The 18,417-nt window shown below is 72.8% G+C and carries 14 protein-coding genes; 6 read left to right on the plus strand and 8 right to left on the minus strand.

The window, feature by feature from the left end; all coding sequences use genetic code 11:
- Nucleotides 1-15: 15 nt before the first annotated feature.
- Entirely contained in the window at nucleotides 16-1,560 is a 1,545-nt protein-coding gene (locus tag ACZ6ZQ_RS30290; RefSeq protein WP_469771706.1) for a hypothetical protein, read from the minus strand.
- Between the two features lie 298 nt (nucleotides 1,561-1,858).
- Entirely contained in the window at nucleotides 1,859-2,569 is a 711-nt protein-coding gene (locus tag ACZ6ZQ_RS30295) for a GntR family transcriptional regulator (RefSeq protein WP_469771707.1), read from the minus strand.
- A gap of 214 nt (nucleotides 2,570-2,783) precedes the next feature.
- Here ACZ6ZQ_RS30295 and ACZ6ZQ_RS30300 point away from each other — a divergent pair, with 214 nt between their 5' ends.
- Genes ACZ6ZQ_RS30300 through ACZ6ZQ_RS30315 form a run of 4 tightly spaced genes read left to right on the plus strand, consistent with a single transcriptional unit; the run spans nucleotide 2,784 to nucleotide 6,326 of the window.
- A complete protein-coding gene (locus tag ACZ6ZQ_RS30300) occupies nucleotides 2,784-4,064 on the plus strand; it encodes an MFS transporter (RefSeq protein WP_469771708.1) in 1,281 nt (426 codons plus the stop codon).
- Nucleotides 4,065-4,078: 14 nt separating this feature from the next.
- On the plus strand, nucleotides 4,079-4,843 hold the full coding sequence (locus ACZ6ZQ_RS30305) for a LamB/YcsF family protein (protein ID WP_469771709.1): 765 nt from the start codon (nucleotides 4,079-4,081) through the stop codon (nucleotides 4,841-4,843).
- Complete coding sequence (gene pxpB / locus ACZ6ZQ_RS30310) at nucleotides 4,840-5,466, plus strand: 5-oxoprolinase subunit PxpB (protein ID WP_469771710.1); 627 nt, start codon at nucleotides 4,840-4,842, stop codon at nucleotides 5,464-5,466. Before ACZ6ZQ_RS30305 ends, pxpB begins: the two co-directional genes overlap by 4 nt.
- Nucleotides 5,463-6,326 (plus strand): 5-oxoprolinase subunit C family protein, encoded by an 864-nt coding sequence (locus tag ACZ6ZQ_RS30315; protein ID WP_469771711.1) that lies wholly within the window; start codon nucleotides 5,463-5,465, stop codon nucleotides 6,324-6,326. Before pxpB ends, ACZ6ZQ_RS30315 begins: the two co-directional genes overlap by 4 nt.
- A 71-nt stretch (nucleotides 6,327-6,397) precedes the next feature.
- Here the strand turns inward: ACZ6ZQ_RS30315 and ACZ6ZQ_RS30320 are convergent, their stop codons facing one another.
- From ACZ6ZQ_RS30320 to ACZ6ZQ_RS30345, 6 genes are all read right to left on the minus strand, one after another.
- Entirely contained in the window at nucleotides 6,398-10,084 is a 3,687-nt protein-coding gene (locus ACZ6ZQ_RS30320) for a hydantoinase B/oxoprolinase family protein (RefSeq protein ID WP_469771712.1), read from the minus strand.
- Nucleotides 10,081-11,016 carry an SGNH/GDSL hydrolase family protein gene (locus ACZ6ZQ_RS30325; protein WP_469771752.1) on the minus strand — a complete coding sequence of 312 codons (936 nt, stop codon included), beginning with the start codon at nucleotides 11,014-11,016 and terminating at the stop codon, nucleotides 10,081-10,083. The genes ACZ6ZQ_RS30320 and ACZ6ZQ_RS30325 overlap by 4 nt, the downstream gene beginning before the upstream one ends.
- A gap of 419 nt (nucleotides 11,017-11,435) precedes the next feature.
- Nucleotides 11,436-12,590: a glycosyltransferase gene (locus ACZ6ZQ_RS30330; protein WP_469771713.1), complete on the minus strand. Its 1,155-nt coding sequence runs from the start codon at nucleotides 12,588-12,590 to the stop codon at nucleotides 11,436-11,438.
- On the minus strand, nucleotides 12,587-13,702 hold the full coding sequence (locus ACZ6ZQ_RS30335) for a glycosyltransferase family 4 protein (protein WP_469771714.1): 1,116 nt from the start codon (nucleotides 13,700-13,702) through the stop codon (nucleotides 12,587-12,589). Before ACZ6ZQ_RS30335 ends, ACZ6ZQ_RS30330 begins: the two co-directional genes overlap by 4 nt.
- Before the next feature lie 385 nt (nucleotides 13,703-14,087).
- On the minus strand, nucleotides 14,088-15,506 hold the full coding sequence (locus ACZ6ZQ_RS30340; protein ID WP_469771715.1) for a HEAT repeat domain-containing protein: 1,419 nt from the start codon (nucleotides 15,504-15,506) through the stop codon (nucleotides 14,088-14,090).
- A gap of 219 nt (nucleotides 15,507-15,725) precedes the next feature.
- Nucleotides 15,726-16,118 carry an ankyrin repeat domain-containing protein gene (locus ACZ6ZQ_RS30345; RefSeq protein ID WP_469771716.1) on the minus strand — a complete coding sequence of 131 codons (393 nt, stop codon included), beginning with the start codon at nucleotides 16,116-16,118 and terminating at the stop codon, nucleotides 15,726-15,728.
- Nucleotides 16,119-16,408: 290 nt separating this feature from the next.
- Here ACZ6ZQ_RS30345 and ACZ6ZQ_RS30350 point away from each other — a divergent pair, with 290 nt between their 5' ends.
- A complete protein-coding gene (locus ACZ6ZQ_RS30350; protein WP_351224353.1) occupies nucleotides 16,409-16,603 on the plus strand; it encodes a hypothetical protein in 195 nt (64 codons plus the stop codon).
- Nucleotides 16,604-16,649: 46 nt separating this feature from the next.
- Nucleotides 16,650-18,347, plus strand: coding sequence for a hypothetical protein (locus ACZ6ZQ_RS30355; RefSeq protein ID WP_469771717.1), 1,698 nt, complete (start codon nucleotides 16,650-16,652; stop codon nucleotides 18,345-18,347).
- Nucleotides 18,348-18,417: the final 70 nt, after the last annotated feature.

Raw genomic sequence — 18,417 nt, forward strand, 5'->3', positions numbered from 1 at the left:
CCCCCGAGAAGAGGCTCACGCCGCCTCCGTGCGGTCCGCCGCCATGCCCGCCGCGTCCAGCAGGGCCGTGCCGACGATCAGGTCGGCTCCGCCGAACTCGGGGTCGTCCAGCTCCGTGCCGTCGTCGACGGCGAACAGCAGGCGCTGTTCGCCCTGACGGTACGCCGTGCCGACCGGGGGGCTCGCCGCGTGGATCGCGAGGAGGGCGACCAGGTAGGGCAGGTCCGGGTCGCGGCGGCGGGCCTCGGCGAGGAGGCCGGAGAGGCGGCGTGGGGCGTCGTGCTCCAGGTCGAGCAGCTCCATCGCGCTCGCGAGCTGCTCCTCGCTGAAGCGGCTGTCGTCCGGGGTCGCGATCAGGTCGGGCTCGGGCATCTCCGCGCCCAGGTGCTCGCGCTCGACGGGCGGCGTCAGCAGCATGTCCACCAGGTCACCGATGCGGACCGAGGCAGGGCTGCGCAGTCCGGTGCCACGGGCGAAGAAGGCGTCCGTGACGCGTATGGCCCGCTCGACGGAGAGCGGCAGCAGCGGGGCGACGAGCTGCCCGTACAGATCCAGCCCGGAGCGGGCGGCGGGTGCGGCGAAGGCCTGGCGGTCCTGCTCGGCGCGGAAGAGCGGGCCGGCCTCCAGCAGCCGGGACTGGAGCTGGGTGTGACGGCGGATGCAGTCCTTGACTATGTCGACGAGCTCGGCGGCGCGACGCTTGTGCTCGCCCGTCTTCGGATCGGAACCGGTCTCGGCCTCGTCGCGTACCTTGCGGATGTTGGTCAGGATCGCGTTCTCATGGCGATAGCGGTCCGCGACGTGGTCGAGCGCCTCGGCGATCATGTCGGGCACGGCATTGAGCCAGTCGACGGCGCGCACGTTGCGGCGGGTGGCTTCGAGCGTCCTGCGGAGGGTCTCCGCGTACTGCACGGTCCGGTAGCGGGCCTGCTCGGCGGCGAGCTGTGCGTCGGCGAGCCGACCGCGGGCGATCAGGACCTCTAGCTTCACCTCGGCGGCGATCTGCGCGCTGGTGACGTCCGTGTCGAGGGCGCCGACGAGGACGTTGACCGCTTCGTCGGTCGTCCGGAGGTAGACGCTGCCGCCGTATCCGGGGACTTCCTCGATGAGTTTGAAGTCGTAGTCCCGCCGGACATACACCCCATCAGGCCCGAAAGTGCCGTAGACCGCACGGAAACCCCGGTCGACACTGCCGACGTTGATCAGGTTCTCCAGCACCCAGCGGGCCACCCGTTCATGCTCCGTGGCAGGGCGCTGCGGGGCCTGCGCCGCGACGCGCGGGAGGAGTCTCGCCACTATCTGCTCATGGTCGGCGCCGGTGTCGAAGTCCATGTTGAGCGTGACGAGATCGATGGCGGCGAGGGCGACTTCGGCCATCGCGTAGATCGAGTACTCCCCGGCCAGATTCGCCTTGCGGGTGTCCAGATCGTGCAGTGGCGCGGTGCACGCGAGCGCGCGGAGCCGCCGCGCAAGCCCTTCGTCGGCGGCCGGGCCCTGCGCGGGGCGCGGCCCCGCGCTGAGCTGGGGCGGAACGAATTCCGTCGAGGCAGGCGAAGTCACGGTGCACAGACTAGGTCCTCGCACTGACAACGGTCGAAACGGCGCAGAAACCCCGCGCCCGGCACACGAGCGGCCTCCACCCGAGCACGCCCGGCCCTCCGGCGCACGACCGGCGGCGGCACACGACCGGCATGCGCCGGACACCCGTCCGGCGTCCCTCCGGCGTCCGTCCGGCGTCCCTCCGGCGCCTGCCCGGCCACCCGGGCGCGACCGGCGGCGCGTGTCCGACGGGTGGCGCGTGTCCGACGCACGCCCGGTGGCGCGTGTCCGACGCACACCCGGCATCCTCCTGCGCGTCTCAGCGCTCCGCCACGTCCCCGTCCGGCACCAGCCCCGCGTACACCCGCACCAGCTGAGTGCGTGAGTCGTCGAGGTAGTCGGCGAGCAATTGCTCCGCGCCGTCCCGCTCCCCCGCCTTGAGGGCATCCAGAATCTGCCGGTTCCGTACGAGATAGGGCTCGTGCAGCCCCCGGGGGTCGTCCACGACGTGGAAGGCGAGGCGGAGTTCGGCGAGGACGCCCCGCATCAGTTCGTCGGTGCGGACGCTGTGCGCGAGCGCGACGAGCTCCCGGTGGAAATGGATGTTGGCGGTGGAGACGCCTTTCCAGTTCTCCTCGCGTGCCGCCTGTTCGCCGCCGATGACCGCGTCGCGCAGACCGTCCAGCGTGAACGGCGGCTCGCCGAGCCCGTGGACGACGGCGCACTCGACCAGTCGGCGGGTGCGGTAGATGTCCTCGACGTCCTCGACGGCGAGGACCCGGACGAACACGCCGCGGTTGAGCTGATGGACCAGCAACCGCTCGTGGGTCAGCAGCCGGAACGCCTCGCGCAGCGTGTTGCGCGAGACGCCCAGCGCGCCACCGATGCTGTCCTCCGAGAGCCGTGCCCCGGGAAGAAAGAAGCCCTCCGCGATCCGGGTGCGCAGGATGTCCGCAACCCGCTCCGCCGTGCTCGTACGGCCGAGCAACTGGCGGTCGTCAGCCAGCTCGCCGAGCTCTGCCCCCGTCATCCCTGCAGCCCCCACAGCGCCCTCTATTCCGCTCACCATGACCGCCGGCCCGCCGGCGCCGTCCGATTCCATCGTAGAAGCAAGAACGAGACAACGTGACTCTTGTCGGATCGTTCAACAATCCTCTACGGTGTGGTGAGCGTCACTCAGCAGAACCAGCGCATCACTCAGCAGCACCACTCAGCCGCGCCCTCTCCCCCTCTGCGAGGTGCAGATGAGCACGACCCAGCAGACCCAGCCGAAGCCAGGCGAACGCCCCGAGGACACGGGTGCGTTCACCTGGCTCCGGGCGCTCGGACCGCGCGGCCGCCGGGCTTTCGGCGGCGCGTTCGGCGGCTATGCCCTGGACTCCTACGACTTCTTCACGCTGCCGCTGAGCATGGTGGCGATCGCCGCGTTCTTCAGTCTCGACAGCGGCCAGACCGGACTGCTCACCACCGTCACCCTGGTCGTCTCGGCCGTCGGCGGTGCGCTCGCCGGGATCCTCGCCGACCGCATCGGCCGGGTCCGGGCACTGATGATCACGGTGATCACCTATGCGCTGTTCACCGTTCTGTGCGGCTTCGCGCCCAACTACGAGACGCTGCTGGTGTTCCGCGCCCTCCAGGGCCTCGGTTTCGGCGGCGAATGGGCGGTCGGTGCGATCCTCGTCGCCGAGTACGCCACGGCCAGGCACCGCGGCCGCACGCTCGGCGCGGTCCAGAGCGCCTGGGCCGCCGGCTGGGCCCTCGCCGTCATCGTCTACACGCTGGTGTTCCAGTTCGTCGACGCCGACACCGCGTGGCGCGTCATGTTCTGGACCGGCGCGCTGCCCGCCCTGCTCGTCGTCTACGTCCGGCGCAATGTGACGGACGCGCCGGAGGCGGCGGAGCGACGCCGCGCGAGCAGCGAACGGGGTTCGTTCTCCGCCATATTCCGGAAGGATCTGGCGCGCACGACGCTCTTCGCGGTCCTGCTCTCCACGGGCGTCCAGGGCGGCTACTACACCCTCGCCACCTGGGTGCCGACCTTCCTCAAGTCCGAGCGGGGACTCACGGTCGTCGGCACCGGCGGCTATCTGACGCTCCTCATATCCGGAGCCTTCATCGGCTATCTCACGGGCGGCTATCTCACCGATGTGCTGGGCCGCAAGCGGAACATCGCCCTGTTCGCCGTGCTCTCGGCCGCCTGCATCCTGGCGTACACGAACATTCCGTCAGGGGCGGACGGAGTGCTGCTCATACTCGGATTCCCGCTCGGCTTCTGCATGTCGGCCATCTTCAGTGGCTTCGGCTCGTTCCTCGCCGAGCTGTATCCGACGGCGGTGCGCGGTACGGGGCAGGGCTTCACGTACAACACCGGCCGCGCGGTGGGGGCCTTCTTCCCCACCCTCGTCGGATTCCTGGCCGACAGCTGGGGCGTCGGCGGCGCTCTCGTCTTCGGCGCCGTCGGCTACGGTCTCGCCGTCGTGGCACTGCTCGGGCTGCCGGAGACGCGCGGCCGCGAGCTCGCGTGAAAGGAACCTCCACGATGACCTGGGCTTCGATCGACCTCAACGCCGACCTCGGCGAGGGCTTCGGCCGCTGGCGGCTGACCGACGACGAGCAGCTGCTCTCCGTCGTCACCAGCGCCAATGTGGCCTGCGGCTACCACGCCGGGGACGCGGCCACCATGCGGCGGGTCTGCGCCCTGGCGGCCGAGCGCAAGGTACGGATCGGCGCCCAGGTCTCCTACCGCGATCTGGCCGGCTTCGGCCGCCGCTCCATGGACGTCCCGCCCGCCGAGCTGGCCGCCGAAGTCGCGTACCAGATCGGTGCGCTGGAGGTCTTCGCCCGTGCGGCCGGTACGCGCGTCTCGTACGTCAAGCCGCACGGAGCGCTGTACAACCGCGTCGTCCACGACGAGGAGCAGGCGGAGGCCGTCGTCGAGGGCGTCATGCTCACGGGCGAGCGGCTCCCGCTGCTCTGCCTTCCCGGCTCCGAACTGCACACCAGGGCGGAGAAGGCCGGACTCCCCGTTGTCACCGAGGCGTTCGCGGACCGGGCCTACACGGCGGACGGCACCCTCGTGCCACGGGGGCAGGAGGGTGCCGTCGTCACCGACCCGGGCACCGTGGTCGAGCGCTCGGTCTCCATGGCAAGGTTCGGCGTCGTCACCTCGCTCTGCGGCCAGTCGGTCGGCGTCCGCGCCCGTTCGCTCTGTCTGCACGGTGACACGCCCGGATCCGTCGAGCTGGCCCGCCGGGTGCGGTCGCGTCTGGAGGGGGCGGGTGTCCGCGTGGAGGCCTTCGTATGAGGCTGCTGCCCGTGGGTGACCGGGCACTGCTGGTGGAGCTGGGCAGTGCCGAGGAGGCCGAGTCGCTCCATGCCGAGCTGCTGCGCCGCCGCGCCGCCGGTACGCTCCCCCCGGTCCGGGAGATCGTGCCGGCGGCGCGGACGGTGCTGCTCGACGGCGTCGACGAGCCCGGGCGGCTCGCCTCCGAGCTGCCCGGATGGGACATACCGCCGCTCGCGGCGGACGCCCGGGACGTGATCGAGATTCCGGTGCGCTACGACGGGCCCGATCTGGCGGAGGTCGCGGCACTGTGGGGAGTCGCGGAGGAGGACGTGGCGGCGATCCACTCGGCGGCCGAATTCCACGTCGCCTTCTGCGGGTTCGCGCCCGGCTTCGGCTATCTCACCGGGCTCGGCGAGCGGTTCGCGGTACCCCGCAGGGCCACGCCCCGGACGGCCGTTCCCGCAGGCTCGGTCGCGCTGGCCGGACCGTACACGGGCGTGTACCCCCACTCGTCCCCCGGCGGCTGGCAGCTGATCGGGACGACGGACCTGACACTGTGGGAACCGGCGCGCGAGCCCGCCGCGCTGCTGTCCCCGGGAGCCAGGGTCCGCTTCGTACCGGCCACGCGGGAGAGCCGGTGACCGACCGTGCTCTCGCGGTCGTGCGAGCCGGGGCGCTGACCACCGTGCAGGACCTGGGCAGGCCCGGGCACGCCCACCTCGGCGTACCCCGCTCGGGCGCCCTGGATCCGTACGCTCTACGCCTGCTCAACCGGCTCGTCGGCAATCCGGAGCCGGCCGCGGTGCTGGAGACCACGGTCACCGGGTGTGCGGTGCGGCCGCGCTGTGCCGTGACCGTGGCGGTCGGCGGGGCCCCCTGCCCGGTGCAGGTGGACGGCCGGGCCGTTGCCTGGGGCGCACCGGTACGGGTGGCGGCGGGGGCGCTGCTGGAGGTGGGCGCGGCGCGGCACGGCGTACGGAGTTATCTGGCGATCGGCGGGGGAATCGCATCCGATGCGGTGCTGGGCAGCCGGTCGACGGACCTGCTGTCCGGTCTCGGGCCGTCGCCGCTCGCCGACGGTGCGGTGATTCCGCTGGGCCCGCCCGCCGGTCCGGCCGCGCGGGTGGACGGCTCGCCATGGCCCCGTCCGCCGTCCGAACTGGTGCTGCGGGTACGGCTGGGTCCGCGCGACGACTGGTTCACGGAAGCAGCGCTGCGGACGCTGGCCACTGGCGCCTACCGGGTGTCGGCGGCGAGCAACCGCATAGGACTGCGCACCGAAGGCTCGCCGCTGGAGCGCGCCGTGCGAGCCGAACTGCCCAGCGAGGGCATGGTCCTGGGCGCGGTGCAGGTGCCGCCGGACGGGCTGCCCGTCGTGTTCCTCGCCGATCACCCGACGACCGGCGGCTATCCGGTGATCGCGGTCGTCCGGGAGGCGGACCTCGCGGGGGCGGCGCAGGCGGTGCCGGGGACACCGGTGCGGTTCGTTCCGGTGCGGTGAGTCCGGGGCCGGCGTTCCGGTGCGACCGGGAAGCGCGCCGTCTTCGTCACACCACCCCGTGTGTCCGTTCCTCACACTTCCTCTGCGCCCCGCGGCGTGGGGGCTCCCCCGGACGGACGGGAAGGCGCGGACCCGTACCCGCCCCCGCCGGGCGTCCGGACCACCAGGACGTCGCCGGGGCCGACCTCGACCGAGTCCACGCCCTGCAGTTCCTCGACCGTGCCGTCCGCCCGCTCCACCGAGTTCGCGCCGAGCGCGCCCGGCTCGCCGCCGGCCATCCCGTACGGCTCCACCCGCCGGTGACCGGTGAGCAGGGCCACCGTCATCGGCTCCAGGAAGCGGATCCGCCGCACGACGCCGCGCCCGCCCTGCCACTTCCCCGATCCCCCGCTGCCGTCGCGCACGGAGAAGGCGTCCACCCGCACCGGGTAGCGCCACTCCAGCACTTCCGGGTCGGTCAGCCGCGAGTTGGTCATATGGGTCTGTACGGCATCCGCGCCGTCGAAGCCGTCGCCCGCGCCGGAACCGCTCGCCACCGTCTCGTAGTACTGCACCCGCTCGTTGCCGAAGGTGACGTTGTTCATCGTGCCGGCGCCCTCCGCCTGCACCCCGAGTGCCGCGTACAGCGCCCCGGTGACGGCCTGCGAGGTCTCGACATTGCCCGCGACCGTCGCGGCGGGGTAGGCGGGAGCCAGCATCGAGCCGTCCGGTACGCGCACCTCCAGCGGCTCCAGGCAGCCGCTGTTGAGCGGGATGTCGTCGGCGACCAGCGTCCGGAAGACGTACAGCACGGCCGCCATCACCACCGACTTGGGCGCGTTGAAGTTGCCGGGCTGCTGCGGCGACGTACCGGTGAAGTCGAGGACGGCGCTGCGGGCCTGCCTGTCCACACTGATCGCGACCTCGATGACCGCGCCGCCGTCGGTCTCGTAGCGGTACGAGCCGTCGCTCAGCTCGGCGACGATGCGGCGCACGGACTCCTCGGCGTTGTTCCGTACGTGCTGCATATAGGCCTGAACGACGTCGAGTCCGAACTCCTCCACCATGCGTCCGAGTTCGGAGATGCCTTTCTCGTTGGCGGCGATCTGCGCACGAAGGTCGGCGAGATTGGTGTCGGGGTCCCGGGACGGGTGCGCGGCGCCGGTGAGCAGCTCGCGCGTCTCGGCCTCGCGCAGCCGCCCGTCCCGTACGAGGAGCCAGTTGTCGAAGAGGACGCCCTCCTCGTCGATCGTGCGGCTGAAAGCGGGCATCGAGCCCGGCGTGATGCCGCCGATCTCGGCGTGATGACCGCGCGAGGCCACCAGGAAGCGCAGCTCACCGCCGCCGCCCCCGCCGCCCCCGCTGTCGCCGTCGTCGCCGCCGTCGTCGTCGAAGACCGGCGTCACCACGGTCACATCGGGCAGATGCGTGCCACCGTGGTACGGGTCGTTGATGGCGTACACGTCGCCAGGGCGCAGCTTTCCCTCGTTGCGGCGCAGCACCTCCTTGATGGACTCGCCCATCGAGCCGAGATGGACGGGGATGTGGGGTGCGTTGGCGATGAGATTGCCTTCGGCGTCGAAGAGGGCGCAGGAGAAGTCGAGCCGCTCCTTGATGTTGACGGAGTGGGCGGTGTTCTCCAGACGCACGCCCATCTGCTCGGCGATCGCCATGAAGAGGTTGTTGAAGACCTCCAGCAGCACGGGGTCGACGTCGGTGCCGACGGCGGAGCGGCCGGGCCTGGGCCGTACGCGTGTGAGCAGCAGATGGCCGCCGTCCCCCACAGCCGCCTGCCAGCCCGGGTCGACGACGGTCGTCGCGTCCGCCTCGGCGATGATCGCGGGGCCTTCGACGGTGTCGCCCGGGGACAGATCCTCCCGACGGTAGAGCGGTGTGTCCGTGCGGCTGCCGTCGACGAACATTCCCACGGTCGCCCGCACCCGGGCCCCACCGCCCTCAGTGGCCTCTTCGACGACAACCGATCCGTGGGGTCCCGCCGTCCCCACCGCCTCGACCGAGACCGCCTCCACGACGAGGGGCTTGTCCATGGTGAACGCGTATCGCGCCCGGTGCGCCGATTCGAACGCCTCCCGCATCGCGTCGAGCGTGCCGAGGGGGACGGGCACGCCCGCGTCCGTACCGGCGTAGCGGATGATCACGCGTGCGTGGGTGGTGATGGCGTCGTCGGGTACGGCGTCGTCGCGGAGCTCCGCGCGGGTGCGTTCGGCCAGTTCGCCGCACAGGTCCTCCACGCGGCGCACGGCGGCGTCGTTCAGCTCGGCCTCGACCGACTGCTCACGCATGGCGGTCGCGTCGGCAAGACCGATGCCGTACGCGGAGAGCACACCGGCGAGCGGCGGCACGATGACGGTGTTGACGCCGAGGGCGTCGGCGACGGCGCAGGCGTGCTGGCCGCCGGCGCCGCCGAAGCACGTCAGGGCGTAGCGGGTGACGTCGTGGCCGCGCTGCACGGAGATCTTCTTGACGGCGTTCGCCATGTTGAGGACGGCGATCTCCAGGAAGCCGGCCGCGACCTCCTCCGGGCTGCGGGCGGTGCCGGTGGCGTCCCGTACCTCCCCCGCGAGCCGCTCGAACCGCTCCCGTACGACGTCGGCGTCGAGCGGCTGGTCGCCGTCGGGCCCGAAGACGGCCGGGAAGTGCGCGGGCTGGACCCGGCCGAGCATGACATTGGCGTCGGTGACGGTGAGCGGGCCGCCACGCCGGTAGCAGACGGGGCCCGGTACGGCGCCCGCCGAGTCCGGTCCGACGCGGTAGCGCTGGCCGTCGAAGTGGAGGATCGAGCCGCCCCCGGCGGCGACGGTGTGGATGTTCATCATCGGCGCGCGCATCCGTACGCCGGCGACCTGGGTGCCGAGCTCCCGCTCGAACTCCCCCGCGTAGTGCGACACATCGGTGGAGGTACCGCCCATGTCGAAGCCGATGATCCAGCCGAAGCCCGCCTGCTCCGAGGTGCGGGCCATGCCGACGACCCCGCCGGCCGGGCCGGAGAGCACGGCGTCCTTGCCCCGGAAGTGGGCGGCTTCGCGCAGTCCGCCGTTGGACTGCATGAACATCAGCCGGATGGAGCGGAGTTCCCCGGCGACCTCGTCGACGTACCGGCGCAGGATCGGTGAGAGGTACGCGTCCACGACGGTGGTGTCGCCGCGCGGCACGAGCTTGATCAGCGGGCTGACCTCGTGCGAGCAGCTCACCTGGGTGAAGCCGAGGGAGCGGGCGGCGTCGGCGACGGCGGACTCGTGGGCGGGGTGGCGGTAGCCGTGCATGAGGACGACGGCGACGCTGCGGAAGCCGTCTTCGCGGGCCGCCCGCAACTGTTCCGTGACCGGCGCCAGTTCCAGCGGCCTGACGATCTCGCCATGGGCGTCGGTCCGCTCGGGGACCTCGATGACCCGGTCGTACACGGCCTCGGGGAGGACGATGCGGCGCTCGAAGAGACGGGGGCGGTTCTGGTACGCGATGCGCAGCGCGTCCCGGAAGCCTTCGGTGATGACGAGGACGGTCGGCTCGCCGTGCCGCTCGAGCAGAGCGTTGGTGGCGACGGTCGTGCCCATTTTGACGACGTCGATCCGGTCCGCCGGCACGGTGTCCTCGGGTCCGAGCCCGAGCAGCAGCCGAATGCCGGCGACGGCCGCGTCGCGGTAGTGCTCGGGATTGTGGGAAAGCAGCTTTCGGGTGACGAGATGTCCGTCGGGGCGTCTGCCGACGACATCGGTGAACGTCCCGCCACGGTCGATCCAGAACTCCCAGCGCCCGCTCATTCCCCCATTCTGGCAAGGGGCGGGTCGAGAGAGAGTGAGGCGAGCGCGGAGGAGAGGGCGTTTTCGGCGACGAGGTCGAGGCAGGCGCCGGTGCCGCGGGCCCAGTGGCGCACCTCCGCACCGGCGAGGCACACGAGCTGGGGCAGGAGGTCCGTGCATCTGCGGGCCACCCAGCCGGTGCCGGCCGTGGCCAACCAGAGCGCCTTCGCGATACGGCTGGGCGCGGGCTGCGTCGGTTCGACCCCGGGCGCCGGGCCGAGGGCGAGCCCTTCGGCGGCGAGCAGCTCGTGGAAGCGTGCGGCGATCATGCGGTGGCCGCGCTCACCGGGGTGGAGCCGGTCCGCGCTCCACATGGTCCGGTCCTCGACCCAGGTCGCGTCGGCGATGTGCAGGTGGAGGGCTCCGTACCGCTCGGAGAGGGCGTGTACGACGGCGTTGACGCCCCGCTGCCGACGGGCGAGAGGCCGGGCGAGCGGTGCGGGCAGCCCGAGCATCGCGCCCGGGTCGGGCAGACACGCCGTGAGCAGCCGGGTGCCGCGTTCGCTGAGAGCGGCGCAGACCTTGTTGAGCCGGACGGCGAGGTCGTGGATGTCGAAGGTGTGCCGGAGCGTGTCGTTCACCCCGACGACGACCGCGGCGATGTCGGGACCGTACGCGACGGCCTTGGGGGTCTGCTTCTCGTCGACGTCGCGGGTGAGCGCGCCGCTGACGGCGAAGTTCCGGAACTCCGCGGGTCTGCCGGCCTCCCCGACACCCAGGGCGAGCAGCGCGGCCCAGCCCCGCCAGGCGCCGTCGACCCGGTCGCCGACACCTTCCGTGAGGGAGTCACCGAGCGCGGCGAACCGCAACGGCCGCGCGGGGGCGACGCCACGCGCCGCCGGCCTCGCCGGTGCAGGGGCCCTGGCGGACCGCGGCTCCGGCACACCGGCCATGGCCGGCTCGACCGGCGTCGCGGCGCCCATGGCCCCTGCCCCTGCCCCTGCCCCTGCCCTCGCAGGGGGCAGCATCGCCACGCCGGCGCCGTGCCCACCCGCCGCCGCGGGCGCCTTTGCCGGTACGCCGACGAGTTCGGCCACGGGCCGGGCCGGTGCCGAGTCGTTCACCGACCCGCCACCAGCCGGGAACGCGGCACCCGCGGGCACGGAACCGAGCGCGGCCGGCGACCGGGCCGGTGCCGAGTCGTTCACCGACCCGCCACCGGCCGGGAACGCGGCACCTGCGGGCACGGAACCGAGCGCGGCCGGCGACCGGGGCGGCGCGGAGTCGTTCCGCGACCCGCCACCGGCCGGGAACGCGGGAGCGAGCGCGGCAACGGAGTCGGGCACGAGGCCCGGGGGGCTCAGAGGCGTGCTCATGCCGCCACCTCCGGGTGGCCCGGGACGCGGGTGGGGGCGTCGTGGGCGGAGAGGAAGGCCGCTATCGCGCGGTCCCAGCTGAAGAGTTCCGCGCGGGCGCGGGCCGCGGCGCGGCGGGCCGCTTCGGGGCGGGAGGCGAGTTCCCGCACCGCGTCGGCGAACGCCTCCGGGGTGTCGAGCGCCGCGATGCCCGCGTCGCCGATGACCTCCGGGAGCGCCGAGGAGGCACTGGCCACGACCGGCGTGCCGCAGGCGAGGGCCTCCAGGGCGGACAGCCCGAAGGTCTCCGCGGGCCCGGGCGCCAGACAGAGGTCCGCGGCCGCCTGCAGGTCCGCGAGGGCTTCGCGGTCGGCGACGTGGCCGAGGAAGTGGACCGGCAGCCTCGCGTCCTGCGCCCGCCGGATCAGCCCGCTCCGCATCGGCCCCTCTCCCGCGACGACCAGCGCCGCCCGCACCCCGCTCTCGCGCAGCGTGGCGAGCGCGTCGAGCGCCATGCCCGGACGCTTCTCCACGGACAGCCGGGAGCAGAGCAGCAGCAGGACCTCGGCGCCCTCGGCGTAGCGGGCGCGCAGCACCTTGCTGCGCCGGCCGGGACGGCAGCGTTCGAGCTCGACGCCGAGCGGTGCGCGGAGCACATTGCTCGCGCCGATGCGTATGAACTCCCGTTCCGCCCACTCCGTCGTGCACACGATCCGCGAGTACGACCAGGCGCTTCGCCGGTTGAGCCGGTCCGCGGTGCGCTCGGCGAGTGCGCCCGGTACGCCCCAGGTGCGCAGCACGCCGTCCGCCGTCTCGTGGGACACCATCACCGAGGGGATCCGGCGGCGGCGCGCCCACTCTCCGGTCCACCGCAGCGTGGTGCGGTCGGAGACCTCCAGCCGGTCGGGGGCGATCTCCTCGAGGAGCTCTCGCAGCCGGGTGCGGCCGGCCAGGACGCGGTAGCCGCCGGTGCCGGGCAGGACCGGTCCGGGGATGGTGACGACCCGCCCCTGGGAGGTCATCTCGTCGCTCTCCACGTCACCGGGCACGATCAGTACCGGCTCGTGCCCGGCCGCGAGATAGCCGCGGCCCAGCTCTCTCAGGGCCGTGCGCAGGCCCCCGGACGCGGGCGTCACGAAGTTCGCCAGCCGGACGATCCGCAGCCCGCTCATGCCGCCACCGCCGTACGGTCCCGGAGCACCTCGGCGTAGTGGCCGAGCAGCTGATCGCCGACGGCCGCCCAGGTCCGGCCCTCCACCATGGCCCGCCCGGCCTGCCCGTACGCCTCCCGGCGCGCCGGGTCCGCCACGAGCGCCGCCACCGCGTCCCGCACCTCGCGTACGTCGTGCGGCGGGACGAGCAGCCCGGTGCGGCCGTGGTCGACGAGGTCCAGTGGCCCGCCGGCGGCGGGCGCGATGACCGGCAGACCGCTGGCCATGGCCTCCTGCACGGTCTGGCAGAACGTCTCGTACGGCCCGGTGTGCGCGAAGACGTCGAGCGAGGCGAAGATCCGGGCGAGGTCGTCGCCGGTGCGGCGGCCGAGGAACACGGCGCCGGGGAGTGCGCCCCGCAGCGACGCGCCGCTCGGTCCGTCTCCGACGACCACGACCCGTACGCCCGGGAGCTCGCACGCCCCGGCGAGCAGCTCGACGCACTTCTCGGGCGCCAGCCGGCCGACGTATCCGACGATCGTCTCGCCGTTCGGGGCGAGCTCGCGGCGGAGCGCCTCGTCCCTCAGCTCGGGCCGGAACCGCTCGGTGTCGACCCCGCGCGGCCACAGCCGCACCCGGGGCACTCCGTGCTCCTCGAGATCCCGCACGGCGGCACTGGACGGCGCGAGGGTCCGGTCGGCGGCGGTGTGCACCGTACGGATGCGTCGCCACGCCGTGCCCTCGCCCGCGCCCATGTAGGTACGGGCGTAGCCGGCGAGGTCGGTCTGGTAGACGGCGACGGCGGGGAGCCCGAGCTTCGCCGCGACTCCCATCCCGCGCACCCCGAGCACGAACGGGCTGGCGAGGTGGACGACATCGGCCCGGTGGGCGGTGAGCGCCGCGGCCAGCCGCCGGCTGGGCAGGGCCACGCGGACCTGTGGATAGCCGGGCAGCGGCAGGGACGGCACGCGTACGACGGGGCACGGTGCTTCGATGTCGGGCCCGGCCACGGTCGGGGCGATGACGAGCGGATCATGACCGCGCGCGGCGAGGTGCCGGGCGGTCTGCAGGGCGCAGTGCGCCACACCATTGACGTCTGGCGGGAAGGATTCGGTGACGATGACGACACGCATATGGGTGTTCTCGTCGCGCCGGGGGTGGTCCGGCCAACGTGGATCTTTCCGCCCGTGAAACGTCCCATGAGCGTTTGGACCACGCCCCGCCGGCAGCCGTACGGACCTGCCCCGCGATGCCCCGACCTGCCCCTTTCGGCCAGCCGGCGACGGCGATTCGAGCCACGTGTGCGGGGCGGCCGCGGTGCTCGGTCGTCACAGCGCGCGCCGGGCCGTCCCGGGGACTCACGCCGGTGGGTCTCGCCGCGGCGGCGCTGGATGTGTCGCGGCGGCAGCGCACGTCGGGGGCCGTGCGCGCGCCGCGGCCGTACACGCGCGGGGCAAGGGGCATGCGTCAGTGCGGCAGCACATGCCGGGGCGGGGGCGGGTCAGGGCCGGGGATGCGTCAGAGCGGAGGCCCGTCCGGCACTATGCGGCTGCGGACCGCCGTCTGGACCTCGGCCTCCTCGGCCGGGTCGGCGGCGAGGCGGCGCAGTCGTTCCGCCACACGTGCATCGCCGGTCTCGGCGTGCAGAGCGGCGACTTCTCTCGTGGTCTCCTCGCAGTCCCAGAGGCATTCGACGGCGAAGCCGGTGGCGAAGGAGGGGTCGGTCGTGGCGAGCGCGCGGGCCGTGCGGCCGCGCAGTTGCGAGGACGTGGTCTCGCGGTAGACGTGGCGCAGGACGGGGGCCGCGCAGGCGATACCGAGCCGGCCGGTGCCGTCGACGAGGGTCGACAGCAAGGGGGCGTCGGGCCCTTCGGCGCGGACGGTCTCGCGCAGGGCGCCGAGGACCAGCTCGGCGTCCTCGGCGCCGCCGCGGCAGGCGAGGACACCGGCTGCGGAGGCACCGAGCGCGTCGGGGCGGTGGACCCAGCCGCGCGCCCGGTCGACGGCGGCGTCGCCGCACATCCGCTCGAACGCGCAGACGGCGGCCTCGGCGACCGCTCGGGACGGATCGAGCGCCGCGGCCTCGATGAGGTCGAGCACGACGGGATCCCGCGCTTCGGCCAGATAGTGCAGAGCGGCGCAGCGTGCGCCGTCGGCACCGCTGCGCGCCGCCTCGATGATCGTCTGACGGTCGCCGGGTCCGGCCACCGCGCCGAGGCAGCGCGCGGCCGGCACATGCAGTGCGCTGCCGCGCTCCAGTCCGTGCTGGGCCCACTCGAGGACGGCCTGGACGCTCCAGCCGGGACGGGGCCCGCTCGGGCGCATCTGTCGCTGCCAGCGGTCGAAGGAGCCGCGTTCCTGGGCGGCGCGCACGCGCGCTCCGACCGCGTCCCGCCGGTCCTCGGCCCACAGCCGCCAGGGCCGCGGCTCGAACGCGTCCCGTACGGCGGCGGCCAGCTCGGCGTCCCCCTCCGGGGTGGCCGGGAAACGGCCGAGGACGGGTCCCGCGAGCGAGCGCAGCCCTGAGTCGTCGTCGCGCAGCGCGAGCTCGTCGAGGGCCCAGGCCCAGTTCGAGCCCGTCGCGGCGTACCGGCGCAGCAGACTGAGGGCGTCGTCACGTCCGTACGAGGCGAGGTGGCCGAGCACGGACAGCGCGAGCCCGGTCCGTGCGTCGTCGGAGTCGAAGTGGTCCTCGGCACTGAAGAGGTGGGCCTCGATCTCTTCGAGGCCGCCGCCCAGATCCAGGTAGAGGCGTGCGTAGTAGAGGGAGCGGTTCTCGACCTGCCAGTCGTGGCGGGGGTCGCTCAGCACGCAGTGGTTGAGGGCCGCGAGGGCTTCGGCGCGGGGTGCGGCGAGCGCATGCAGCGTGCCGTCGCCGCGTCCCCTCTGCAGCAGGCCGAGCAGGGTGCCGCTCGGCGCTATGACTGGTTCGAACATGGAAAGTGCCTCACATCAAGCTGTCGACGCAACCGGGGGTGTGTTCGCCTAGGCCGCGCAGCAACATGATCGGCTGCCCGTCGTCTTCCGCCTGATGAAGTCCATCTTCCTCTGCCTCTCGTCGGTGGCCCCTTGCGGGCCCGACGTCATGATGACCCAGCCATTTCGTCACCGCGACCACATTTACGGCGCCGCTCTCACCTGGTGTTCAACACCCGTTCACTGGGCGGCGAACAGCTCCAGGAGGTCTGTCTTCCCAAACATCCGCGCAGTATCCACAGCGGACGGAGTTCCAGCTTCCGGATCGGCTCCGCCGTCCAGGAGGGCGCGGATCACCGCGTCCTCGCCCTTGAAGACGGCCCCTGCGAGCGGGGTCTGGCCGCGGTCGTTGGCGCGGTCCGCGTCGGCTCCGCGGGCGAGGAGGGCCGTCACGGCCGGGGCGTGGCCGTGGTAGGCGGCGAGCATCACGAGGGAGTCGCCCTTGTCATTGGTGAGGTTTGCCGGAACCCCGGCGTCCACGTAGGCGGCGAGGGCCTCGGCGTCTCCCTGACGCGCCAGATCGAAGATCTTCGACGCCAGCTCGACCACCTCGGGATCCGGAGTTTCACTCATGGGACGGACCGCCTTTCACTGCGTTGACCTGGTGCTGAGTACGGGCGGAGCGGCCCCGTACGAGTGAACCGACAGGGTACTGCCCGATCGCGGACATGACCCCGCCCCGCCGTGGCAAAGATCGTGGACAGTGCGCGGCCAAGATCAACGCGCCCAGGGCAACGATCCGGCATCCGCCAGTCAAGTGAAAAGACCAATTTTTCACCCGAATGCACCTTTTATCGCATAGATACCTCCTGTGAGCATGGAAGACCTCATGGTGACTGTCCCCTCAACCAGGAGAACTCCTCATGATCCTGTCCATGTCAGGCGTCGTGCTGCTCGGAATCATCGTCTTCCTGTTCTTCAAGAAGGACGGACTGAAGGCGTCGCACGCGCTGGTCTCCGCACTCTTCGGCTTCTACCTCGCGGGCACAGCCATCGCCCCGAGCATCACAGCGGGAGGCGCGAGCCTCGCCAGCCTCTTGGGCGGGATCAAGTTCTGACCTCCCCGCGCGCCCCCTTCAACAACTCCAGGAGCAGGAGAACCACGTGGCCCGGCGACCACTCCCCCGCATTCCGAGCAGCGGCACCGACCGGATCGCACGCAGCCGAGAGCTCGCGCGGACGGCCGCCGACAGCGCCACCGACGTCCTCCATCCGCTCATCACGATCAGCCGCGGTCTGCGGCGGCTGACCGCCGCAGGACGGCGCAAATGGGCCGAGACACCCAAGGAACGGCGTGGCCCCACGCTGTTCCTGGCGGCAGCCGGTGTGCTGCTGGTCACCCTCGTCCCGTACGGGCCGCTGCTCGGCCTGATCACGGTGATGGGGCTGGCGGCGTGGACGGGGCGCGAACGTACGCCGGCGCGGACCGGGCCCGACGAGGCGGAGCTGAAGCGGCTGCGGGCGCTCTACGAGGCGCTCGTCCCGTACTTCTCCGTCCCGGAGGACCCGAGTCCGCTGTTCACCCACGGCGGGGAGTGGGCCAAGGCGTTCAGTGACCACGAGTTCGACGGCGACGGCCGGCTGACCCGGCTTCGGGTGAGCTACCCGGCTTACTTCACCGACAGCGAGGCTGAGGCGCGCACCCGCATCGAGCAGCTGCTGCACACCAAATCCGGCCGGGGGCGCGAGTACCACTTCGAGTGGGACGAGGAGGGCAACCAGCTCCTGATGAGCGTGCTTCCCGCCCTTCCCACCACCATCGCCGCCCAGCGCTTCGTCACCACTCCCGGTGAGGTAGTGCTGGGCTTCACCGATCCGGGCGCCGTCCAGCGCACCGTGCCGGTCGTCGACGGCGGCCGTGTGCAGGACGCGCCGCCCGTGATGTGGCGCACCGGACCCCGCTCGACGGAGCCGCATCTGCTGGCCGTCGGTCACCCCGGCAGCGGGACGACGACGCTGCTGCGCTCGATCGCCCTGCAGGCGCTGCCGTACGGGGATGTGCTGATCGTGGAGGGCAGCGGGACGGGCGAGTACGCCTGTCTGACGGGGCGGGCCGGTGTGCTCGCCGTCGAATGCGGGCTGGCCGGAGCGCTGGCGAGCCTGGAGTGGGCGGCGCACGAGACGGAGCGGCGGCTCATCGCCGCGAACCGGGCCCGGCAGGCCGGCCACCCCGCCCCCGACGACACCAAGCGCCCGCTGTGGATCCTGCTCGACCGGCCCAGCGTGTTCAGCCATCTCGCGGCCGCCGACGGGCGGACCGACCCTCAGCAGCTGCTCCAGGTGCCGTTGCGGCACGGCAGGGCGGCGCAGGTCACGGTGATCGTGGCCGATCAGTTCGACTGCATGGACTTCCTGAGCGAGACGGTGCGGACGCACACCCGCGCCCGCGTCGTGCTGGGCCCGGCCACGCCCGACCAGGTGGAGACGGTGCTCGGCGCTCCGCCGCACACCACGCCCGCGCCCCACGTCCCAGCCGGGCGCGGCTACGCACGGCTGGGGACGGGCGGGGTCCTCCGGCTCCAGGTGCCGGCCACGCCCGACCCGTACGACGACGCGACGAGCGAGGCCCACCGGCAGGCGGTGACGGAGCTGCTCCCGGAGCGCCAGACCCCACCCGACGAGCGCGCGGCCGCGGACGCACGGCCCGAGCCCGTCCCCGAGCCGATCCCGGAGCCCGTCGTCGAGCCCGTGCCGGTGCCCATCGTCGAGCCGGTCCCGGAGCCCGTCGTCGAGCCCGCCCCGGAGCCGGCCTCGGGCCCCCACCCGCGACCGGCCGCGGCACCCGTACCGGCCGAGGGCTGACGCACACTCGCACGTACCGCCCCCGGCGCGAGCGCGCTGCCGCCCAGCCGGGCCGGGCCGTGGAGCGCGG

The organism is Streptomyces sp. NPDC053673, assembly GCF_055585225.1.